Annotated in this window: 22 protein-coding genes; 9 read left to right on the top strand and 13 right to left on the bottom strand. The window is 59.8% G+C overall.

Features of this window, described 5'->3' with window-relative positions:
- Positions 1–235 precede the first annotated feature (235 nt).
- The 7 genes from phbB to ACR0NO_RS10850 form a co-directional block, all read right to left on the bottom strand.
- Positions 236–958 (bottom strand): acetoacetyl-CoA reductase, encoded by a 723-nt coding sequence (phbB, locus tag ACR0NO_RS10880; protein WP_039523022.1) that lies wholly within the window; start codon positions 956–958, stop codon positions 236–238.
- 187 nt (positions 959–1,145) lie between these two features.
- A complete protein-coding gene (locus ACR0NO_RS10875) occupies positions 1,146–2,321 on the bottom strand; it encodes an acetyl-CoA C-acetyltransferase (protein ID WP_480723946.1) in 1,176 nt (391 codons plus the stop codon).
- Positions 2,322–2,516: 195 nt separating this feature from the next.
- Positions 2,517–3,350: an EAL domain-containing protein gene (locus ACR0NO_RS10870; RefSeq protein ID WP_480723945.1), complete on the bottom strand. Its 834-nt coding sequence runs from the start codon at positions 3,348–3,350 to the stop codon at positions 2,517–2,519.
- A gap of 76 nt (positions 3,351–3,426) precedes the next feature.
- A complete protein-coding gene (locus ACR0NO_RS10865; RefSeq protein ID WP_170639893.1) occupies positions 3,427–3,615 on the bottom strand; it encodes a hypothetical protein in 189 nt (62 codons plus the stop codon).
- A 94-nt stretch (positions 3,616–3,709) separates the two neighbouring features.
- Positions 3,710–4,681 carry a sterol desaturase family protein gene (locus ACR0NO_RS10860; RefSeq protein ID WP_480723944.1) on the bottom strand — a complete coding sequence of 324 codons (972 nt, stop codon included), beginning with the start codon at positions 4,679–4,681 and terminating at the stop codon, positions 3,710–3,712.
- The gene (locus tag ACR0NO_RS10855) at positions 4,678–5,064 is read right to left on the bottom strand and encodes a hypothetical protein (protein WP_480723943.1); all 387 of its coding nucleotides are present in this window, start codon (positions 5,062–5,064) and stop codon (positions 4,678–4,680) included. Before ACR0NO_RS10855 ends, ACR0NO_RS10860 begins: the two co-directional genes overlap by 4 nt.
- A 64-nt stretch (positions 5,065–5,128) precedes the next feature.
- Complete coding sequence (locus ACR0NO_RS10850) at positions 5,129–5,695, bottom strand: TlpA disulfide reductase family protein (RefSeq protein WP_170462648.1); 567 nt, start codon at positions 5,693–5,695, stop codon at positions 5,129–5,131.
- Positions 5,696–5,716: 21 nt separating this feature from the next.
- Between ACR0NO_RS10850 and argH the strand changes: the two genes are divergently transcribed.
- The 4 genes from argH to ACR0NO_RS10830 all read left to right on the top strand — a co-directional run bounded on the left by argH (position 5,717) and on the right by ACR0NO_RS10830 (position 11,448).
- Entirely contained in the window at positions 5,717–7,105 is a 1,389-nt protein-coding gene (gene argH, locus ACR0NO_RS10845; protein WP_480723942.1) for an argininosuccinate lyase, read from the top strand.
- Complete coding sequence (locus ACR0NO_RS10840) at positions 7,105–7,287, top strand: argininosuccinate lyase (protein WP_170469036.1); 183 nt, start codon at positions 7,105–7,107, stop codon at positions 7,285–7,287. The genes argH and ACR0NO_RS10840 overlap by 1 nt, the downstream gene beginning before the upstream one ends.
- Positions 7,288–7,602: 315 nt before the next feature.
- Positions 7,603–8,868 (top strand): diaminopimelate decarboxylase, encoded by a 1,266-nt coding sequence (lysA, locus tag ACR0NO_RS10835; RefSeq protein WP_480723941.1) that lies wholly within the window; start codon positions 7,603–7,605, stop codon positions 8,866–8,868.
- A gap of 36 nt (positions 8,869–8,904) precedes the next feature.
- Positions 8,905–11,448 (top strand): TIGR02302 family protein, encoded by a 2,544-nt coding sequence (locus ACR0NO_RS10830; RefSeq protein WP_480723940.1) that lies wholly within the window; start codon positions 8,905–8,907, stop codon positions 11,446–11,448.
- Between the two features lie 107 nt (positions 11,449–11,555).
- On the opposite strand, the gene ACR0NO_RS10825 is transcribed toward ACR0NO_RS10830, so the two are convergent.
- Complete coding sequence (locus tag ACR0NO_RS10825; RefSeq protein ID WP_480723939.1) at positions 11,556–12,266, bottom strand: zinc-ribbon domain-containing protein; 711 nt, start codon at positions 12,264–12,266, stop codon at positions 11,556–11,558.
- A gap of 184 nt (positions 12,267–12,450) precedes the next feature.
- Here ACR0NO_RS10825 and ACR0NO_RS10820 point away from each other — a divergent pair, with 184 nt between their 5' ends.
- The 4 genes from ACR0NO_RS10820 to ACR0NO_RS10805 are packed head-to-tail and all read left to right on the top strand — an operon-like array spanning position 12,451 to position 15,356.
- Positions 12,451–13,128 (top strand): ATP-binding cassette domain-containing protein, encoded by a 678-nt coding sequence (locus tag ACR0NO_RS10820; RefSeq protein WP_170490977.1) that lies wholly within the window; start codon positions 12,451–12,453, stop codon positions 13,126–13,128.
- On the top strand, positions 13,125–14,024 hold the full coding sequence (locus ACR0NO_RS10815; protein WP_480723938.1) for a cell division protein FtsX: 900 nt from the start codon (positions 13,125–13,127) through the stop codon (positions 14,022–14,024). The genes ACR0NO_RS10820 and ACR0NO_RS10815 overlap by 4 nt, the downstream gene beginning before the upstream one ends.
- Positions 14,024–14,764 (top strand): lysophospholipid acyltransferase family protein, encoded by a 741-nt coding sequence (locus ACR0NO_RS10810; protein ID WP_480527379.1) that lies wholly within the window; start codon positions 14,024–14,026, stop codon positions 14,762–14,764. Before ACR0NO_RS10815 ends, ACR0NO_RS10810 begins: the two co-directional genes overlap by 1 nt.
- Positions 14,751–15,356, top strand: a complete 606-nt coding sequence (locus ACR0NO_RS10805; protein ID WP_480723937.1) for a pyridoxamine 5'-phosphate oxidase family protein — start codon at positions 14,751–14,753, stop codon at positions 15,354–15,356. Before ACR0NO_RS10810 ends, ACR0NO_RS10805 begins: the two co-directional genes overlap by 14 nt.
- A gap of 9 nt (positions 15,357–15,365) precedes the next feature.
- On the opposite strand, the gene ACR0NO_RS10800 is transcribed toward ACR0NO_RS10805, so the two are convergent.
- Positions 15,366–15,959, bottom strand: a complete 594-nt coding sequence (locus ACR0NO_RS10800) for an NAD(P)H-dependent oxidoreductase (RefSeq protein ID WP_480723936.1) — start codon at positions 15,957–15,959, stop codon at positions 15,366–15,368.
- A 103-nt stretch (positions 15,960–16,062) separates the two neighbouring features.
- On the opposite strand from ACR0NO_RS10800, the gene ACR0NO_RS10795 reads away from it, so the two are divergent.
- Positions 16,063–16,641 (top strand): TetR/AcrR family transcriptional regulator, encoded by a 579-nt coding sequence (locus ACR0NO_RS10795; protein WP_480723935.1) that lies wholly within the window; start codon positions 16,063–16,065, stop codon positions 16,639–16,641.
- Between the two features lie 22 nt (positions 16,642–16,663).
- Here the strand turns inward: ACR0NO_RS10795 and lpdA are convergent, their stop codons facing one another.
- The 4 genes from lpdA to odhB all read right to left on the bottom strand — a co-directional run bounded on the left by lpdA (position 16,664) and on the right by odhB (position 20,403).
- Positions 16,664–18,052, bottom strand: coding sequence for a dihydrolipoyl dehydrogenase (gene lpdA, locus ACR0NO_RS10790; protein ID WP_170469018.1), 1,389 nt, complete (start codon positions 18,050–18,052; stop codon positions 16,664–16,666).
- A gap of 51 nt (positions 18,053–18,103) precedes the next feature.
- On the bottom strand, positions 18,104–18,496 hold the full coding sequence (locus ACR0NO_RS10785; RefSeq protein WP_170666823.1) for an MAPEG family protein: 393 nt from the start codon (positions 18,494–18,496) through the stop codon (positions 18,104–18,106).
- 123 nt (positions 18,497–18,619) lie between these two features.
- Positions 18,620–18,895, bottom strand: a complete 276-nt coding sequence (locus ACR0NO_RS10780; protein WP_170469015.1) for a hypothetical protein — start codon at positions 18,893–18,895, stop codon at positions 18,620–18,622.
- 2 nt (positions 18,896–18,897) lie between these two features.
- Positions 18,898–20,403 carry a 2-oxoglutarate dehydrogenase complex dihydrolipoyllysine-residue succinyltransferase gene (gene odhB, locus ACR0NO_RS10775; RefSeq protein WP_480723934.1) on the bottom strand — a complete coding sequence of 502 codons (1,506 nt, stop codon included), beginning with the start codon at positions 20,401–20,403 and terminating at the stop codon, positions 18,898–18,900.
- Between the last annotated feature and the right edge of the window lie 2 nt (positions 20,404–20,405).

Genomic DNA, 20,405 nt, shown 5'->3' with positions numbered 1-20,405 from the left:
CATGTTTAGGGCAAGTCAAGTTCAGCTTTAGCAAAGGGGATCCGCCATGATCGAGATGTCAACAAACCCGTCTGTCCAGATTGCAATTCGTCGTGCCCATGAAGAGCGCAGCAAGCTTGTTCACAAAGTTCTGGGATGGGTGTTTGGTTCCCGCTGACCGCAGCGCGCGCGGACTTACGGGATAAAGAAGGGCCGGTCCAAAAGGACCGGCCCGTTTTCGTTCAGTGCGCTGAAATCAGACGAAGAACTGAGCGCCGTTGGCCGAGATGGTCGACCCATTGATGAACTGTGAATCGTCCGATGCCAGGAAGGCGACGCAGCGCGCGATTTCCTCAGGCTCACCCAAGCGACCGGCCGGAATCTGGCCGATAATCGACTCGCGGACCTTCTCAGGCACGGCCATAACCATTTCGGTGGCGATGTAGCCGGGGCAGATCGCATTTGCGGTGATACCGGCACGCGCGCCTTCCTGCGCCAGCGATTTCACGATACCCAGATCACCCGCTTTGGTGGCTGCATAGTTTACTTGGGCAAACTGGCCTTTCTGGCCGTTGATCGAGCTGATGACGATAACGCGGCCAAACTTGCGTTCGCGCATGCCGGACCAGACGGGGTGCACGGTGTTGAACACGCCGGTCAGGTTGGTGTCGATGACTTGATGCCACTGTTCAGGCGTCATCTTGTGGAAGGGCGCGTCGCGCGTGATGCCCGCATTAGCTACGACGATGTCGATGGGGCCGACTTCGGCCTCGACCTTTTCGATGCCCGCTTTGGATTCGTCATAGTCGGCCACGTTCCACTTGTAGGTGGCGATGCCGGTTTCCTCGGTGAATTTCGCTGCGGCTTCGTCATTCCCCGCATAGGTGGCGGCAACATTGTATCCTTCGGCCTTGAGCGCCTTGGAAATTGCTGCGCCGATGCCGCGAGAACCGCCGGTTACGAGTGCTGTACGTGCCATGGATGACTCCTCCAATTTTGGTCGTCTTGGTAATTCTGTTACTCTGAGAGAGAATCTTGCGCAATATCGTTTCGTGTTCGATCTTGTCTTTCTGTCTGGCGATATTGTCGCAGCGGTTGTGTAAAGCTTGATTGTAACAAAAAAGGGCGTCCAGTGGACGCCCTTTTCTATTTAGATGTCAACGCACTTAGTCGCGCTCCACGCAGAGGGCGACACCCATGCCGCCACCAATGCAGAGGGTGGCCAGACCCTTCTTGGCATCACGGCGCTTCATTTCGAAAAGCAGCGTGTTCAGAACACGGCAACCGGATGCTCCGATCGGGTGGCCAATGGCAATCGCGCCACCGTTCACGTTCACGATCGACGGGTCCCAACCCATGTCCTTGTTCACGGCGCAGGCTTGCGCGGCGAAGGCTTCGTTGGCTTCGACCAGATCCAGATCGTCAACCGACCAACCTGCTTTCTCCAACGCTTTACGCGAGGCATAGATCGGGCCAACACCCATGATCGACGGGTCAAGACCGGCAGTCGCGTAGGATGCGATACGGGCCAGAGGTTCAATCCCGCGCTTTTCGGCGTTCTCAGCCGACATCAGCAGGGTCGCCGCCGCGCCGTCGTTCAGGCCCGAGGCGTTTGCCGCAGTGACCGAGCCGTCTTTGGTGAAGGCCGGGCGCAGTTTGGCCATTGCTTCCATTGTTGCGCCGTGACGGATGTATTCGTCCTTGTCCATCACGATGTCGCCCTTGCGGGTTTTGATGGTGAACGGAACGATCTCATCCGCGAATTTGCCTGCGTTTTGCGCAGCCTCAGCTTTGTTTTGCGAGGCAACGGCGAATTCGTCCTGCATGTCGCGGCTGATCTGCCATTTCTCGGCGACGTTCTCGGCGGTTTGGCCCATGTGATAGCCGTTGAACGCATCCCACAGACCGTCGCGGATCATAGTGTCGATGTATTTCATGTCGCCCATCTTATGACCCGCGCGCAGGGCAGCGGCGTGGGGAGACAGGGTCATGTTTTCTTGGCCACCAGCGGTGACGATATCCGCATCGCCCAGTTGGATGTGCTGCGCACCCAGCGCAACAGCGCGCAGGCCAGAGCCACAAACCTGATTGATGCCCCAGGCGGCGCTTTCCTGCGGCAGACCGGCGTTGATATGCGCCTGACGGGCGGGGTTCTGGCCCTGAGCGGCGGTCAGGACCTGACCCATGATGGTTTCGCTGACTTCGCCTTTGTCGACGCCGGCGCGTTCGACGACGGCTTCAAGGACGGCAGCGCCCAGATCATGTGCGGGGGTATTGGCAAACGAGCCGCCAAAGCTGCCCACACCTGTACGTGCGGCGGATGCGATTACTACATTGGTCATATAATTTGTCCTTTACCGTCGTGGTCCAGTGGGAAATGTGACGACGCGGACAGCAGAGGGCCTCCTCTGCCCGTACCAGAGCGCCAATTTCTCCCCCCTCTAGTGACTTCTGCAATAGCGCAATGCTGCACTTGCAGCAACGGACAGCTTGCCTCAGGCGGCAATCAGGCAAGTGTTCGCGCGCCGGTGGGTCAACTAAGTCCCTGTTTTGGAATTTCTTTCTGCATTCCACAGCGGCGACAGCGACGGCGCGCCAAACAGGAAACCCTGCATGCAGTCGACACCGCTTGCGCTCAGAAAAGCTGCGTCTTGCGGATTTTCGACTGATTCGGCTATGACCAGAATTTCGAACTCGCGCGCGACTGCGATTAACGCGCGGACGAGGGCCTGGTTGTCGGGGTCGGTGCTGATGCCACGAATGAACTGACCGTCGATCTTGGCGGCATCAAATAAGAATTCGCGGAAATGCCGAAAGCAGAAATTGCTTGCGCCGAAGTCATCCAGAGCAAAGGCAATACCACGCTCCTGCAACCTGTCCATTAGGTCGATCACCAGTTCGGGCACCTGCATCGCCGATTTCTCGGATATCTCCAAAATCAGTCGTTCGCCCAGATTGCTATCCCGTTTGAGAAAGCGATCCAGAATACGTGACCAGTGCGAATACCCGATCGAGCGCGCCGACATGTTGATCGAAAGCCGGATCTGAGGGTTCCTGACCAGTGTCTGCAACCCCATCTCAAGCGCGATGCAATCCAACTCGCGCCCGATGGGCGTGTTTTCCACCTGAGGCATGAATTCCCGTGCAGGGATAACCCGCCCGGTTTCATCCAGCACGCGGATCAGCCCTTCGTAGAAGGCAATGTTATGAGGGGCCTGTGCCTGCATCACCGGCTGAAAGGCCAGTTTGCATTGTTTGTGCCGAACCGCATCCGACGCCATCTGCAATACGGATTGATCCCGACCGGAAATTGCCGAGGTCAAAGGGCTGTCCGGCCCTTCCCCTGACTCTGCACCTGTCTTGTCCCGCATGCGCGCTGATCCCGAATGGCTCTTCGGTTGCAGTGTCGCAGGAAACAGATGAATCTGTGGTTAATGCAGGTGACGTTTAGCGCGCAGATTGCCACGCATGGCTGAGGGAGGCCGCTGCGCCGAACACCGCGCCCATAACGCCCAGGATCATCATGGAGAACCCGATCAGGACAAGCGCTGATGCTGCCGTTGCGATGGCGGCGAACATGGCCAGAAGCACACCTAGCAGTCCGACTGTGGTCGATACGGTTGTCACTCGGGTCATTCCGGCCTCCGGTCACTGATTACGTCACGCCTGACGCTCCATATGGACCGATCGGGCCGGATTTCAACCAAAGCGGCGTGGTGTCGCGCCGGGATCAGGCCTGTTTTGCTGCGGAATTAGGCAGGTTTTCGCGAGTCTGCTCGAATCCGGGCGTTCCGAGATCTTCAGGGTGGCGGGCCAGATGCTTTGCCTTGATTTGCGCTGAGCTGTCCCGGCTTCCATCATGGCTATAGCCGGGCGGGGCAAAACAATAGGCGAGGCGTTGCTTCAGCGTCAGCCTCGGTTGGGTCGCATCGCGCCAGATGCCGACCCATTCGTGAAAGGCGACGCGCAGCGGGTTGAAGGTGGCGATGTTGTGAACCAGCCCGTAGTCGACGCGGTCGTTCTCTTGCTCGGGGACAAAAGTGCCGAACATCTTGTCCCAAATGATGAAAACGCCAGCATAGTTGCAATCCAGATAGCGCGCGTTGCGGCCGTGATGCGCCCGGTGATGGCTGGGGGTGTTCATCACCGCTTCGAACCAACGGGGCATTTTGCCGATGGCTTCTGTGTGAATCCAAAACTGGTAGATCAGGTTGATGCCGCCCACGAACAGCACCATCGCCGGGTGAAAGCCCAGCAGGATCAGCGGCGCGCGCACCACCATCATGAAGGTAAACGTATAGGTCCATGTCTGCCGCAGCGCGGTGGTCAGGTTGTAGTGCTGCGAGCTGTGATGGTTCACATGGCTGGCCCAGACCCAGCGGATACGGTGGCCAAACCTATGCACCCAGTAGTACCGCAGGTCATCCAGCACAAAGCACAGGATGATGATCGGGATCGACGTACCCAGATCGAGCGGCGTGATCCGCCACAGCCACATGAAGAACCCATAGGCGATAAACCCCAGAAGGAACCCCGACGCAATATTGCCCGCCCCCATGATCAGAGAGGTCACCGCATCGCGCGTCTCATACCTCCCGCCGCGACCTTTGACGGCGATCCAGACGAACTCGGCCAGAATGGCGGCGATGAAGAACGGGACGGCCCATTGGACGGCGTCGGGAAAGGTGATCTGATCGGTCATGCGGGCTCCATCAGGTTGCGCCAGTGGGGGCGCTCAAACTCATCCAGATGGATGATGGCTTTGGGGGTGCCGAAATCGTGGAACAGTATCTCGAACCCGTCGGTGCGATCCAGCAAGTCATAGTCCAGCAGACGCTGCGCCACAGTATCCGCCCCAAAGGACCAGAGGAGACCCGGCCCTTTTTCCGTCCGTACCAGCGCTGCAAGGCGATCATGGGCAACCGTGACGTCAATGACGGTGTCTTCCGGGAAATGCCGGACCCATTGATCGCGCGCGGTTTCAGGAGACAGAACGCACCGCTTCGATCTGCCGGTCAGATGCAGCAACAGAGTAACCCCGGCGATCCCGCCGACCACAAGCACCAACAGAATTTCCAGTGGCATTCCATCCTCCTGCGCACAGAGTGCGGATCGGAGGATGGGCTGTCAAAGGTGGCGTTGCGTCAGCTTAGCTGTTGGCCTCGACCAGAGTCGAAATGATCGCCTTCGCGCTATCCGAGTTCCATTCGGCATCGCCGATCAGGCGGGCGATTTCATTGCCGTCCGGGTCGATGATGACCGTGATCGGCAGACCGATGACACCCATCTCACGCGCCACAGCTTGCGAGGGGTCCTGATGGCGGGGCAGGTTGTCGATGCCGTTTTCTTCGAAGAACTTCTTGATCCCGGCAGGCGAGTTTCGCCCGGTTGCAAGGGTTAGAACCTCGAACTTGTCGCCTCCGAATTCGTCCTGTAGCTCGGCGATCTGGGGCATTTCCTTGCGGCAGGGCGCGCACCAGGTGGCCCAGAAGTTAAGCAGGACGTATTTGCCCTTGTAGTCCGCAAGTGAGGCCGTGCCGCCATCATCTTCCAGTTGGAAGTCAACCGGCGTCACCGGCTTAGGTTCTTTATGCAGGATCAGTCGTTTCAGGCTGTCTTCACGCAAGGGGCCCAGCGTTTCGGCATCGGTCGCCAAAGCGGCATTTGCACCCAGCGCAAGGGCCATATAAAGGGGGATCAGACGAAATAGGCGCATATCAACTCCGGGTTTTCTTACATGACCGATCAATCCTCGAACCAGATGTGGGGCGGCCGCTTTGCCGCCGGTCCAGACGCGATCATGGAGGCAATCAATGCCTCGATCGGGTTCGATCAGCGGATGGCAGCCCAAGACATCGCAGGCTCGCGCGCCCATGCCGCTATGCTGGCGGCGACAGGCGTTATTAGTGATAGTGACGCGCAGGCCATTCGGGAAGGGCTACTCACAGTCTTGTCAGAAATCCAGAAGGGAGAATTTCAGTTCTCGACCGCGCTGGAAGACATCCACATGAACGTCGAAGCACGCCTGAAAGAGGTGATCGGTGAACCCGCAGGCCGTCTGCACACGGGTCGGTCGCGCAATGATCAGGTGGCAACCGATTTCAAACTTTGGGTACGTGACCAGTTGGACGCGGCAGAAACCGGCCTACTGGCCCTCATCCGCGCGCTTTTGGCGCAGGCCGAGGCGGGGGCGGATTGGGTCATGCCGGGCTTTACCCACCTGCAAACCGCACAGCCAGTGACATGGGGCCACCACATGATGGCCTATGTCGAGATGTTTGGCCGCGATCTCAGCCGTGTACGCGATGCGCGCGCCCGGATGAACGAATCCCCCCTTGGTGCCGCTGCGCTGGCGGGAACCTCCTTCCCCATTGACCGCCATATGACGGCCGAAGCGCTGGGCTTTGACCGCCCCGCCGCGAACTCGCTGGATGCCGTCAGCGACCGCGACTTCGCGTTGGAGTTCCTGTCCACTGCCTCGATCTGCGCCGTCCACCTGTCGCGCTTTGCCGAAGAGCTGGTGATCTGGTCCTCGGCCCAGTTCCGGTTTGTGACGCTCTCGGATCGGTTCTCGACCGGGTCCTCGATCATGCCGCAGAAGAAAAACCCAGACGCGGCAGAGCTGATCCGCGCCAAAGTCGGCCGCATCTATGGCGCGAACACCGCGCTGATGATGGTGATGAAAGGCCTGCCGCTGGCCTATTCCAAGGACATGCAGGAAGACAAAGAGCAGGTCTTTGACGCCGCCGACAACTGGATGCTGGCTCTGGCGGCGATGGAGGGCATGGTCAAGGACATGACTGCCAACCGCGACAGCCTTGCCGCAGCGGCTGGGTCGGGTTTCTCAACCGCGACCGATTTGGCCGATTGGCTTGTACGGGTTCTGGGTCTGCCGTTCCGCGATGCCCATCATGTCACCGGTTCGCTGGTGGCGATGGCTGAAAACAAGGGCTGCGACCTGCCTGATCTGACCTTGGAAGACATGCAGTCGCTCCATGCGGATATCACCGATGACGTCTATTCTGTTCTTACTGTCCAAAACTCGGTAAACTCGCGCCAATCCTATGGTGGCACCGCCCCCGATCAGGTGCGGGCGCAGGTTGAGCGATGGAAGGCGCTGGTGTGATGACAGTTCTACGCATAGCGGTGATTGTAGCGGCTGGGTTCGCGCTGGCCGGATGTGGCGCGGATGGTGAGCCGGTTCAGCCAACGGCAAGCGTGGGTGTTGGCGTCGGCTCGAGCGGAACGCATGTGGGCGGAGGTATCGGCTTCCGCCGCGGGGGCTTTGGCCTCTATCTGGGCGTTTAATCGCTGATCTCGTTGTAATTCCGGGCAAAACACCCAAGTAGGGTCTGGCACGCCAAGGCGCGGCCCTTCTTTCTAGTACTCAGAGACTGATCTCATGCGAATTTTCGGATTTCTTCTGGCGCTCGTCGCGCTTGCGGCTTGCGAGCCGACCTCCAGCCAACGGCCGGCGCCGCAAAAAGAGCCCAATTCAACCGGAGTCTCAGTGTCCGGCTACGCGCGTGTCGGCGTGTCGAACGATTTTTGAACGCCCTGCAGCGTATCGTTTCAGTGCGAATCCATTGATCCATAGGGCGGTTTTGGTCTAATCGCGCTTCTATGGATCACTTTCTCTACCGCGACGGCGCGCTTTTCGCCGAGGATGTCCCAATCTCCGAAATCGCAGCCGCGGTCGGAACCCCGTTCTATGTCTATTCGACTGCGACCCTATTGCGGCATTTCAAGCTGTTCGATGACGCGCTTGAAGGCACTGATCACCTTGTCTGCTATGCGATGAAGGCCGCCAGCAATCAGGCGATCCTGAAGACGCTGGCGCAAGCGGGCGCCGGGATGGATGTGGTCTCGGGCGGGGAATACCTTCGGGCCAAGGCCGCCGGTGTACCGGGCGACAAGATCGTTTTTTCGGGTGTTGGCAAGACGGCGGATGAGATTCGCACAGCGCTGACCGGTGGTCTCCGCCAGTTCAACGTCGAATCCGAGCCCGAGATGGAAGTGATCAACGCGGTAGCGACGGAGCTGGGCGTGGTTGCGCCGATCACCGTTCGAGTGAACCCGGATGTGGACGCCAAGACCCATGCCAAAATCGCAACCGGCAAGTCCGAGAACAAGTTCGGCATCCCGATCTCGCGCGCGTCGGAGGTCTATGCCCACGCGGCCGCTCTGCCGGGGTTGGAGGTGATCGGCATCGACGTCCATATCGGCTCGCAACTGACCGAGCTTGAGCCGTTTGAGCTGGCCTATACCAAGGTCGCCGAACTGACCGAGCAGTTGCGCGCAGAGGGCCACAACATTCGCCGCCTCGATCTGGGCGGTGGGCTTGGCATTCCTTACACCCGCTCGAACGACGCGCCGCCTTTACCGTTGGAATATGGCGCGCTGATCAAGAAGACTTTGGGCCATCTGGGCTGTGAGATAGAAATCGAACCCGGTCGCCTGATTGCGGGCAATGCCGGTCTGATGGTCAGCAAGGTGATCTATGTGAAATCCGGCGAAGGGCGAGATTTTCTCATCCTTGACGGAGCGATGAACGATCTGATCCGCCCGGCCATGTATGAGGCGCATCACGATATCGTTGCGGTACAGGAACCAACAGCGGGGGTCGAACAACAGCCCTATGACATCGTGGGCCCGGTTTGCGAATCCGGCGATACCTTTGCCAAGCAACGCTACATGCCACCGCTTGCACCGGGTGATCTGATCGCTTTCCGCAGCGCCGGTGCCTATGGCGCGGTGATGGCCAGCGAATACAACACGCGCCCGCTGATCCCCGAGGTTTTGGTGCATGGGGATCAATTTGCCGTAATTCGTGAACGCCCAAGCTTTGACGAAATCATAAACCGCGATACCATACCTGAGTGGCTCTGACGCGGTAGGCGCGCGGGCCAATCCTGGAGGCCCGCTTTGAGCGACAAACCAAACCTGCCCGTACCCCGCCTGTCCGTGTGGATGACACATGCCGGATTGCTGGCCGAGCAGGTGTTGCGCGCGTTTTGGCCGTTTTTCTCGGTTTTAATGGCTGTTTTGGCCGCGTTGATGCTGGGTCTGCACGATCTTGTGCGGGTCGAGATCGTTTGGGGCGCAGCGGTCGTCGTAACTATTGCGCTGCTGGTCAGCGCGATCTGGGGGATTCGGCAAATCCACCTGCCATCACGAGCCGAAGCGCTGGCCCGATTGGATGAAACCCTGCCCGGGCGTCCGATTCAGGCATTGATGGATGATCAGGCGATTGGCGCAGGGGATGCGGATTCGGTTGCCCTCTGGCAGGCGCACAAGGCGCGGATGGCGGACCGCGCGGCGCAGGCGCGCGTTGCCAAACCCGACCTCCGGCTGGCCTCGCGCGATCCTTATGCCTTGCGCTACGCGGCTTTGCTGGCGCTGGTGGTCGCGGCCCTGTTCGGATCGTTCTGGCGGATCGGTTCGGTGGCCGAGATGGCCCCTGGAACTGCGGTGGCAGGACAAGGGCCAACATGGGAAGGCTGGGTTGAGCCTCCGCGTTATACCGGACTGCCGACGCTCTATCTGGCCGATCAGACCGGCCCCACGCTGTCGATCCCGCAAGGCAGTCGCGTTACTCTGCGTTTTTATGGCGAGGTCGGTGCGCATAGCCTGACCGAAACGAGCTCTCCCCTAGGTGCCGAGGCCGCGACCGAAACAGAGCAGGATTTCACCGTCTCCCGCTCAGGCCAGATGCGTATTGACGGCCCTGCCGGGCGGGATTGGATGTTGGATGTCATCCCCGACACCCCGCCCAGCATTGCGGTTGCCGACAAGGCCGAGGCCGAGGCAGGTGGTCAGATGAAGCTGCCCTTTGCGGCCTCGGATGACTACGGGATCGTCTCTGGCTCGGCGGTGATCGAATTGGACATGGCCTCGGTTGATCGTCGCTATGGTCTGACGGCGGACCCGGAACCACGCGAGGTGATCGAGGTTGAATTGCCGATGCCGATCACCGGAGACCGCGCGGATTTCACCGAGGATCTGATCGAGGATTTCTCGCAGCACCCATGGGCGCATCTGCCGGTTCGTATTACGTTGATGGCGCGCGACGCCTCGGATCAGGAAAGCACCTCCGAACCATATTTTACGGATCTGCCAGCGCGCCGGTTCTTTGATCCTCTGGCGGCTGCGGTGATCGAACAGCGCCGAGATCTGCTCTGGTCGCGGACCAATGCGCCGCGTGTGGCGCAGGTGCTGCGGGCAGTGTCGCATCGGCCCGAGGAACTGTTTCGCTCCGATACCGCCTATCTGCGCCTGCGGGTCACTCTGCGGCGGTTGGAGGCCTTCAACGACTACGGTTTGAAAGACAAACAACAGGCCGAGATCGCGCAGGCCCTTTGGGATCTGGCGGTTTTGATCGAAGAGGGCACTCTGGCAGATGCGCTGGAGCGGATGCGCCGGGCGCAGGAGCGCCTCACTGAGGCGATGCAAAATGGTGCCAGCGATGAGGAAATCGCCGAGCTGATGCAAGAACTGCGCGAGGCCACGCAGGACTACCTGAACCAGTTGCAGCGTCTTGCACAGGAAAACGGCGACAGTGATGAGCGCCAGTCCGGTCAGAACGGCGAAAGCATGCAGATGACGCAGGACGATCTGCAGGCCATGATGGATCGCATTCAGGAATTGATGGAACAGGGCCGCATGGCTGAGGCGCAGCAGGCGCTGGAAGAGTTCCAGCAGATGATGGAGAACATGCGCGTCACACAAGGCCAAGGGCAGGGTGGTCAATCCGAAGGGCAACAGGCCATGGAAGGCTTGGCCGAGACCCTGCGCGAACAGCAAGGTTTAAGTGATCAGGCGTTCCGCGATTTGCAGGAACAGTTCAACCCCGGCGCTCAGGCCGGAGAAAATCAGGGTAATGAAGGCCGCAATGGCGGTCAGGGCCGTGGTGAAAGCCACGAGGGTCAGGGCGGCCAGGGTCAGGGTTCGGATCAGGCGGGCGAAGGCCAACCGGGTGAGGGGTCTTTGGCGGATCGGCAGCAGGCCCTGCGGCAGGAACTGAATCGACAGCAACAGGGTTTGCCCGGTGCAGGCACCCCCGAAGGCGACGCGGCGCGCGATGCGTTGGGCCGCGCAGAAGGTGCCATGGAAGAGGCGGAGGAGGCGCTGCGCGGCAATGATCTGGCCGAAGCGATCGACCGTCAGTCCGAAGCTATGGAGGCCCTACGCGAAGGCATGCGGTCCTTGGGTGAGGCCATGGCGCAGAACCAACAGAACCAATCCGGACAAGGCACCGAGGAAGGTGAGGCGCAAGCCAACAGCCGCGACCCGCTGGGCCGAAATCCCGGTGCGGCCGGGTCGATCTCCACCGATGACAACCTGTTGCAGGGTGAAGACGTTTACCGCCGCGCGCGTGAGTTGCTGGACGAAATCCGCCGTCGGACCGGAGAAACCGACCGGCCCGAGATCGAGCTGGAATACCTCAAGCGTCTGTTGGAACGGTTCTGAGCCGCTATATCGTTTCGGCTTAAACCTGAGACACAAATACCCTGCCACGCTTTCAGCGTTATCGGGACATTCGTGTCACTTTATGACTAAGGTAAAACCCGAACGCATTATTCCTGCGGCGCGCCTGCCCCGGCCTGCGTCTCAAGCCAGATACGGGCCTGATCAATCAAAGAGACGTAGGAGTCCAGCACCGGATCTGCTTGCGGCACGGCCTCGCTGATTTGTTGCGCATTGCCGTAGATCAAATAGAGGATCACGCCGATGATCAGCATCACGGCAAAACCGCGCACGAAGCCACGGGATTGTTTGGCCGGGGGCGTGTCGTTGCCCTCATCGCTCATCATGCCTGAATTGATGGTCTCAACGTCAGGAAGCTCATCCTTTTGACCCGCATCCTCGGCGGTCTCGGTCGCAGTTGGGTGCTTGATCTGAAACTCGGGTTCGACAGAATCCTCCAGCGCCAGATCTGGTTGCGTCTCAAGGCTGCTGCCTTCTTGAGAGCGCAGCTCCGCCTCACGCGCGGCCTCTTCCTTCAGAATGCTCGCAACGGCCGGGTCGACATTGCCGGTTTTGCCAGTATCGGACGGCGGTTCATCAACAACCTCAACTTTTGTGTCGGGTTCAGGGGTCGGCTCTGGCTTAGCGTCCGGCTCGGCGGTGGCTTCAGGCGCGTCGGTAGTGGGTGCTGCGTCTTCGGGGTGCTTGGGCTGAAACCACGTCTGGTCACAGGCGGAGCACTGCACATCGCGCCCCTCTTCGGGGATAACCTCGTCCGGCACTTCGTACTGAGCGCCGCAATTCGGACATGTAAGTCTCATACTGCCTCCCCGGCCTGACGTTCGGCCCGATAGTAGTTTTTTCAGGGATGATATTCCGTTAAGACCCAACAGCAAAGGGCGTTTTCGGTTTCACGGGGCAAGTGTCGCCAATTGGACTCGGTGCAGGCATTGAAACCGCAGGCAAGCTCGGGCAAGAAGATCGGCAAAAGAACTGGGGACACCTGTGATCGAGCTGGAAAATGTCAGCTATACCTATGGCGACGGCGCATTGCTGAGCGATGTCTCGGTTAAATTGCAGCCCGGCTCGTTCCATTTCCTAACCGGACCTTCCGGCGCGGGTAAAACCACGTTGCTGAAGCTGTGCTATGGCGCGTTGTTGCCGACCTCGGGTCGGTTGAGCGTGTTTGACGAAGATATCGCGCGTCTGGATCGGGATCAGATGGCCCTACTGCGGCGTCGGGTCGGGGTTGTGCATCAGGATTGCCAGTTTCTGGATCACATGACGCTGGCTGAAAACGTTGCCCTGCCATTGATGGTGTCGGGCCGCGCCGAGTCGGAAGAGCAGGACAACCTGACCGAGCTTTTGTCCTGGGTTGGGCTAGGGGCCCGGCTTGACGCCCATCCGCCTGAACTGTCGGGCGGCGAACGTCAACGCGCGGCTCTGGCGCGGGCCGTGATCCTGTCGCCCGACGTGGTGCTGGCGGATGAGCCGACCGGCAATGTCGATTGGGAGATGTCGCAACGGCTGCTGCGCCTGCTGATCGAGCTGAACCGCATGGGCAAGACCGTCCTGATTGCCACCCACGACCTGAGTTTGATCCGCGCGGCCAAAAGCCAAGTTCAGGCTCGTGTGTTGCGCATCTCGCAGCGCAAACTGCATCTGGCCGGAGCGGACCTATGAGCAATAGCGACATCCGCAACCTGCTGCGCCGGGATACGCGCGCGGATCGCGTTGTCCCTCCGACCGGGTATACCGCGCATCTGACCCTGTTTGTTTCGGGTGCAATGGCGTTTCTGGCGGTGTTTGCCCTGGCGCTGTCACTGGCCTCGGGCCGGATTGCAGACCGTTGGGCCTCGGAGCTGGCGGGGGCTGCCACCTTGCGTATCAACGCCCCGGCCGAGCAGATGGCGGCGCAGACGGAAACTGCGCTGACCGTTCTTGGCCAGACACCCGGCGTCGCCTCGGCCCGCGCGCTGACGGCCGAGGAACAGGCCGCGCTGCTTTCACCATGGTTTGGGCCGGACCTGCCGATTGAGACACTACCCATCCCGCAACTGATTGAAATCGTTGAAGGTGAGCCGGGTCTGGACACGGCGGGTCTCCGTCTGCGATTGGGCGCCGAAGTGCCCGGAGCGGTTCTGGATGACCACACCCGTTGGCGTGAACCCTTGGTGGATGCGGCGATGTCCCTGCGACGGCTGGGCTGGGTCTCGATCCTGCTGATCGGAGGCGCGACAGCAGCCATGATTACGCTGGCGGCCAACGCCTCGCTTGCTGCGAATGCCAGCATCATCGCAGTGCTGCGGCAGGTGGGCGCGCGGGATCGGTTCATCGCAGGCGCATTTGTCCGCCGCTTTACCTACCGCGCCTTCTTTGGCGCATTTGTCGGAACGATGTTGGGGATGACGGGCGTTCTGCTCTTGCCCGACCCCACGGACGAGGGCGGATTTCTGACCGGAGTAGGGTTTCAGGGGCTTGGCTGGGTGCTGCCTTTGCTGATCCCCGTTCTGGGCGCTGTGGTTGCCTTCTTCGCCACCTGGACCGCCGCCCGCCGCAAGTTGAAGGAGCTTTCCTGATGTCACAGAGCTTTCAATGGATCCGTTCCCTGATCTTCATGATTGTGATCTACGTTTGGATGCTGATCCTTGGAATCGTCTATCTGCCATATGCGATCTTCACGAAACAGGGCGCATTGCGGGCTTGCAAAACTTACGCGCGCAGCACGATGTGGTTGGCGCGATGGATGGTTGGCATAAGGTGCGAGGTGCGTGGCACGGTGCCCACTGGCGAGGTTGTCATCGGGGCCAAGCACCAGTCTTTCCTTGATATCATCATGATCTTCGACGCCATCCCGCATGGTAAATTTATCATGAAACGAGAGCTTCTCTGGACCCCGGTCATCGGAATGTATGCGCGTCGTTTGGGCTGCATCCCGGTCAATCGCGGCAAGAAGGGTGCGGCAGTGGCCAAAATGGTCAAAGACGTCGCCAAAGAGTTCGCCGAACCCGGCCAGCTGGTGATTTACCCTCAGGGCACCCGTGTCGCGCCCGGTGTTTCCAAGCCCTACAAGGTCGGTACGGCGATCCTGTACAGCGGGCTGGGCTTTCCGTGTGTGCCGGTTGCGACCAATGCCGGCGTATTCTGGCCGCGCACTGGTATCTTGCGCAAACCGGGGCTGGCGATTGTCGATTTCCTCGACCCGATTGAACCGGGCGTCGAACGGGACGCGTTTCTGAGCCGTTTGGAAGATGTGATCGAGACACGCTCAGACGCTTTGATGAAAGAAGTGGGGTTTGATCCGGATGGAGTTCATTGAAGACATCCCGAGCCTAGAGGCACTCTATCGCACGCCCGCTGCGCCGTCATTGCGTAAGGTCGCGCACAGCCTGACGCCGCTCTACAGGCAATGGATCATGGCCTCGCGCCTATGTATTCTAAGTACCGTTGGCCCCGAAGGCGTCGATGGCAGCCCGCGTGGAGATGATGGGCCCGTTGTTTTGGAGCTTGATCCCAATACGCTGGCCATGCCGGATTGGCGGGGGAACAACCGTCTGGATTCGTTGCGCAATATCGTGCGCGATCCGAGGGTTTCGGTGTTGTTTATCGTGCCCGGCTCCAACACTGTGGTTCGCCTGAACGGGACGGCACGGGTATCTGCGGATCAAGGGTTGAGGGCGCAGTTCGACAAGCAAGGCAAGCAACCGGCCACCGTGATTGTTATCCAGATTGCCGAGATCTACACCCAATGCGCCCGGGCCTTGATGCGGGCTGGTACATGGACCAGCGGCGATCAAAGCGAAGGATTGCCCACGGTTGGCGAGATCCTTGCAGAAGCCTCATCCGGTGAGGAAGGCGGCGCGCAATACGACTCCCAATGGCGCGCGCGCGCCGCAAAGACGATGTGGTAGGCACGGCTCCTAGATAGCCTCTGCGCCAATTCTGGCGACCTTTGATATCCAGCGATCGACGCTTCCCGGCTTTGGCTCACTGGCCCCTGCGAAATATGTAAACCGCGTTGGCTTGAAGCCGACAAAGCCGAGTATCTGATCGCGGACTTGCCGGATCAGTGCTTGACGGTAGATCAGGCGCATGAACCAGCCAGGTGTGTCCGAAGTCAGAATGACGCGCGCGGTGCGACCGGTCAGCATCGGGGCGGGAAAGCCCAGCTTGGTGGTGTTTCGCGTATCAAACGTTCGCCCTGGGATGAACATGCGATCGATCAGGCCCTTCAGCTTTGCGGGCAGGCCACCCCACCACATGGGCGCTGTCATGACCAGATGATCGCTCCATTCGAAATCCTGCAACAGCTGCTCTAGCTCGGGTTCGAGGGGTTTGAACTCGTGATAGTTGCCCTGTCCAAAATCGAGATCGAACTGAAGGTCGCTCAGATGGATCAGGCGGACGTCATGACCGTTCTGGCTCGCAGCGTCGCCGTAGGTTTTCGCAAAAGTACGGGACAGGCTGCTTTCGGCAGGGTGTCCGTCGAGAATCAGGATTTTCTTGGCGTGCATGGGATATCTCCTAAAAAATGACCGTGGTCAGTTTATAGGAGATAAAAATGACCACGGTCAATATAAAATTTGACCACGGTCAAAAAACATGCAATCTGACCTCATGCAAAAGACAGTTCAGAAACGCACGTTGAAAACCCGCGCCCGCCTGATGGCGGTATCGGAAGAGTTGATTCAGAAAAGCGGGTATGAGGGCCTTCGGGTGGAAGAGGTGGTGCAAACGGCCGGTGTCGCTAAGGGCACCTTCTTTGCGCATTTCCGCGACAAGGACGCGTTAATGGAGATCCTGATCGCGGACAGATTGAATGCGTGTCTGGATCAGGCCGAGGCAGAGCCACAACCCAAAACCGTAAAGCAGCTTATCGCTGCCTTGGAACCCGTCCACAGCTTCATGATGTCCGAACGGTATGTATTTGATCTGCTGATCCGGTATTCCGGCGCAACCGCCATCGCGGATGTTGGGCCGATCGCCTATTGCTTTGAGCGGTATTTCAGGGTGGTGATGATGTGGTTGGACGCCGTCGAGATGCGCAAGGATGTGCCGTCCGAGCTTTTGGCCGAAGGCGTGCAGGCCTTTGCGATTCAGGCCATGTCTCTCAGGTTCTGCGCGTTGCATTCGGCAACAACCTTCACCGACAGGCTGGAAACCTATCTGGATGCCTGGTTGACCCCGACAGGCTGATCGCCGCCGGGGTCAGAGACCTTTAGCTGTGAATTGGGCCGTCACCACAGGCCAGAGCGGCCTCACGCACGGCTTCCGAATAGGTCGGGTGGGCGTGACAGGTCAGCGCCAGATCTTCGGCTGAGGCACCGAATTCCATCGCAACGCAAACCTCGTGGATCAGATCGCCTGCAGCGGGGCCGATGATATGCGCACCCAGAATCCGGTCGGTTTCCTTGTCGGCCAGAATCTTGACGAATCCGTCAGAGGCAAAGTTGGCCTTGGCCCGGCCATTGCCCATGAACATGAATTTGCCGACTTTGTAGGCGCGGCCCTGTTCTTTCAGTGTCGCCTCGGTTTCACCCACATTGGCAACTTCGGGCCAGGTGTAGATCACGCCGGGGATGACGCCGTAGTTTACGTGGCCGTGCTTGCCTGCGACCTGCTCGGCGGCGGCCATGCCTTCGTCTTCGGCCTTATGGGCCAGCATCGGGCCTTCGGTGACGTCGCCGATCGCGTAGATGCCCGGCACGTTGGTCTGCCAGTCCGAGCCGACCTTGATCTGACCGCGCGGCGTCATCTCGACACCCAGCGCATCCAGCCCCAATCCGTCCGAGTATGGCTTGCGACCGGTGGCGACCAGGACGGTATCGGCTTCAATCACATGTTCACTGTCATCCTTGAGTAGCTTGTAGGTGACTTTCGCTTTGGTTTTCGACGCTTCGGTCTTTTGTACCGCCGCACCCATAACAAAGTTCAGGCCCTGTTTCTTGAGGATCCGCTGGAAGGTCTTCTGCACCTCGGGGTCCATGCCCGGGGTGATCTCCTTGAGGAATTCGATCACCGTCACTTCAGCACCCAGACGGCTGTAGACCGAGCCCAGTTCCAGACCGATCACACCGGCACCAATCACCACCATCTTTTTCGGTATCTTGCCCAGCGACAGCGCCCCGGTTGAGGTCACAACGACCTTCTCGTCAACCTCGACACCTGGCAGGGCCGACGGCTCGGAGCCTGATGCGATGATGATGTTCTTGGTGTCATGAACCTCATCACCCACTTTGACCTTGCCGGCAGCGGGGATCGACCCCCAGCCTTTCAGCCAGTCGATCTTGTTCTTCTTGAAGAGGAACTCGATGCCCTTTGTGTTGCCCTCGATCACCTCATCCTTATAGGCCTGCATCTGTTTCCAGTCGACGGACGGAGATTTTCCCTTCAGGCCCATCTTGGCAAAGTTATGCTCTGCCTCGTGCAGTTGGTGAGAGGCATGTAACAGCGCCTTGGACGGGATGCAGCCAACGTTCAGGCAAGTACCGCCCAGCGTCTCACGCCCTTCGACAACGGCGGTTTTCAGACCCAGCTGGGCGCAGCGGATGGCACAGACATAGCCGCCGGGACCGGCTCCGATTACGATGACGTCATAGCTGGACATTGAGGGCACTCCTTGGTGTGTCTTGGCCGCATCCTGGTGCGGCGTACTAAGCTATAGGGCTAGCAGGTAAAGATAGATCGTCGCAAGAAACCCAGCCATCCACACGATCGTGCGCAGGAAGGGAACCGGGATTGCGAAGGCGTAGATCGGAACGAAAACCACACGCGCGATCAGAAAAATCTGCGCGGCCAGCAGCGATCCGGAGGTGAAGGCGTCCTTGGCGGACAGGATCAGAACGGCGGGGGCAAACAGGGCCATGGCGACGACCGAATTGGTCAGAGCCCGTTCGACCCGGCCCGCAACACCGGTCAGGGCGGGCATGTCGTCCCGCGCGCCACCCAATGTCATCAATCCGACCTGCGACATGGCTGTCAGCACATTCAGCAAAACCACTACGACGATCAGAAGGCCGTACAGAGCAAGAATGGAAAGTTCGGAAGACATGACGAGTATCCTTTTTCAACCAGAGTCCGTTTGTCGGTTAGCATTCTCTGACATCAATAGCAGGCGCGCTTCACGTGTATTTGCGGGGCTGTGTGCAGGGCGGTCCCGCACACAGCAGAGTTTTTAAGGCAAGACCGGGTCCAGAAGTTTCACCTGAATATGGGCGACCCCACCGCGTTCGAGATGCATGGCCAGCTCTTCCGAGTCGAAGAAAGCGCGGGCTTTTTGTATGTCATCCACTTCGAACATGGCGATGGCGTGATCCTTTTGATCGGGGTCACGCCAGACATGTAGGTCGTGGATACCAGCGGCCTGGCGCATCGCGATGTCTTCTCGAAACACCTTCAGCCAGGCATCAAAGTCGGCAACATCGGCTTGCCACAGAACATGCGTTGCCATGATTACAGATCCATCAGCAGGCGGCGCGGGTCTTCCAGCGCCTCTTTCACGCGGACAAGGAAGGTCACCGCGCCTTTACCGTCAACGATCCGGTGGTCATAAGACAGCGCCAGATACATCATCGGACGGATCACAACCTGACCGTTGATCGCCATCGGGCGGTCCTGGATCTTGTGCATGCCCAGAATACCCGATTGCGGGGGGTTCAGGATCGGCGAGGACATCAGCGAGCCGTATACACCACCGTTCGAGATGGTGAAGGTGCCGCCTTGCATTTCGGCCATGCTCAGTTTGCCGTCACGGGCGCGTTTGCCTTTCTCGGCGATGGCCTTTTCGATCGCTGCAAAAGACATCGAGTCCGCATCACGGATGACCGGCACCACCAGACCTGTGGGTGTACCAGCGGCGACACCCATATGGACGAAGTTCTTGTAGACGATGTCGGTGCCGTCGATCTCGGCGTTCACCTCGGGCACTTCTTTCAGCGCGTGGCAGCAGGCCTTGGTGAAGAAAGACATAAAGCCCAGACGGACGCCGTGTTTCTTCTCAAACTGATCCTTATACTGGCTGCGCAGGGCCATCACCTCGGTCATGTCCACCTCGTTATAGGTGGTCAGCATGGCCGCGGTGTTCTGGCTGTCTTTCAGGCGCTTGGCGATGGTCTGGCGCAGGCGGGTCATCTTGACCCGTTCCTCGCGCGCGGCGTCATCGGCGGCCACAGGCGCGCGTGGCGCAGGGGCCGGAGCCGGAGCGGCAGCAGGCGCGGGTGCAGCAGCCGTTGCCACGGCGCGGGCCACGTCTTCCTTCATGATGCGTCCATCGCGACCGGTGCCAGAGACCTGAGCGGCGGACAGACCGGCCTCGGCCATGGCTTTCTCAGCCGACGGAGCGTTGGCGACATCCTTACCGGTTGCTGCTGCAGGGGCTGCCGCGGCGGCAGGGGCGGGTGCAGGGGCAGCGCCTGCACCTGAGCCCGAGATCACGGCCAGTTTGGCCGAGGCATCCACGGTTGTGCCTTCGGGCGCAACGATTTCCGCCAGAACACCAGCAGCAGGGGCGGGAACTTCGACCGAGACCTTGTCGGTCTCTAGCTCACACAGCATCTCGTCCTGCGCGACCGCGTCACCAACCTGTTTGAACCAGGTCGAGACGGTGGCTTCGGTGACCGATTCACCCAGCGTGGGCACCATCACATCAACACTGCCACCCGACGCTGCCGGAGCGGCCGCAGGGGCGGGCGCTGCTGCGGCCGGAGCAGGGGCTGCGCCTTCGCCTGCGGCGATGGTCGCCAGCAGGGCGTCAACGCCCACGGTCTCACCTTCGGCGGCAACAATCTCGCCCATGACGCCAGCGGCGGGGGCGGGGACTTCGACCGTCACCTTGTCGGTTTCAAGCTCACAGAGCATCTCATCCACGGCGACGGCATCACCAGGTTTCTTGAACCAGGTCGCAACCGTGGCTTCGGTAACAGACTCGCCTAGCGTGGGAACACGAACTTCAATGGTCATCG

It is taken from the genome of Ruegeria sp. CL3 (genome assembly GCF_056536505.1).
This window is presented reverse-complemented; position numbering and strand designations above follow the sequence as displayed.

Excerpts from the sequence above, each read along its gene's own strand:
- phbB (WP_039523022.1), bottom strand. The coding sequence starts at position 958 with ATGGCACGTACAGCACTCGTAACCGGCGGTTCTCGCGGCATCGGCGCA.
- ACR0NO_RS10875 (WP_480723946.1), bottom strand. The coding sequence starts at position 2,321 with ATGACCAATGTAGTAATCGCATCCGCCGCACGTACAGGTGTGGGCAGC.
- ACR0NO_RS10870 (WP_480723945.1), bottom strand. The coding sequence starts at position 3,350 with ATGCGGGACAAGACAGGTGCAGAGTCAGGGGAAGGGCCGGACAGCCCT.
- ACR0NO_RS10865 (WP_170639893.1), bottom strand. The coding sequence starts at position 3,615 with ATGACCCGAGTGACAACCGTATCGACCACAGTCGGACTGCTAGGTGTG.
- ACR0NO_RS10860 (WP_480723944.1), bottom strand. The coding sequence starts at position 4,681 with ATGACCGATCAGATCACCTTTCCCGACGCCGTCCAATGGGCCGTCCCG.
- ACR0NO_RS10855 (WP_480723943.1), bottom strand. The coding sequence starts at position 5,064 with ATGCCACTGGAAATTCTGTTGGTGCTTGTGGTCGGCGGGATCGCCGGG.
- ACR0NO_RS10850 (WP_170462648.1), bottom strand. The coding sequence starts at position 5,695 with ATGCGCCTATTTCGTCTGATCCCCCTTTATATGGCCCTTGCGCTGGGT.
- argH (WP_480723942.1), top strand. The coding sequence starts at position 5,717 with ATGACCGATCAATCCTCGAACCAGATGTGGGGCGGCCGCTTTGCCGCC.
- ACR0NO_RS10840 (WP_170469036.1), top strand. The coding sequence starts at position 7,105 with ATGACAGTTCTACGCATAGCGGTGATTGTAGCGGCTGGGTTCGCGCTG.
- lysA (WP_480723941.1), top strand. The coding sequence starts at position 7,603 with ATGGATCACTTTCTCTACCGCGACGGCGCGCTTTTCGCCGAGGATGTC.
- ACR0NO_RS10825 (WP_480723939.1), bottom strand. The coding sequence starts at position 12,266 with ATGAGACTTACATGTCCGAATTGCGGCGCTCAGTACGAAGTGCCGGAC.
- ACR0NO_RS10815 (WP_480723938.1), top strand. The coding sequence starts at position 13,125 with ATGAGCAATAGCGACATCCGCAACCTGCTGCGCCGGGATACGCGCGCG.
- ACR0NO_RS10810 (WP_480527379.1), top strand. The coding sequence starts at position 14,024 with ATGTCACAGAGCTTTCAATGGATCCGTTCCCTGATCTTCATGATTGTG.
- ACR0NO_RS10805 (WP_480723937.1), top strand. The coding sequence starts at position 14,751 with ATGGAGTTCATTGAAGACATCCCGAGCCTAGAGGCACTCTATCGCACG.
- ACR0NO_RS10800 (WP_480723936.1), bottom strand. The coding sequence starts at position 15,959 with ATGCACGCCAAGAAAATCCTGATTCTCGACGGACACCCTGCCGAAAGC.
- ACR0NO_RS10795 (WP_480723935.1), top strand. The coding sequence starts at position 16,063 with ATGCAAAAGACAGTTCAGAAACGCACGTTGAAAACCCGCGCCCGCCTG.
- lpdA (WP_170469018.1), bottom strand. The coding sequence starts at position 18,052 with ATGTCCAGCTATGACGTCATCGTAATCGGAGCCGGTCCCGGCGGCTAT.
- ACR0NO_RS10785 (WP_170666823.1), bottom strand. The coding sequence starts at position 18,496 with ATGTCTTCCGAACTTTCCATTCTTGCTCTGTACGGCCTTCTGATCGTC.
- ACR0NO_RS10780 (WP_170469015.1), bottom strand. The coding sequence starts at position 18,895 with ATGGCAACGCATGTTCTGTGGCAAGCCGATGTTGCCGACTTTGATGCC.
- odhB (WP_480723934.1), bottom strand. The coding sequence starts at position 20,403 with ATGACCATTGAAGTTCGTGTTCCCACGCTAGGCGAGTCTGTTACCGAA.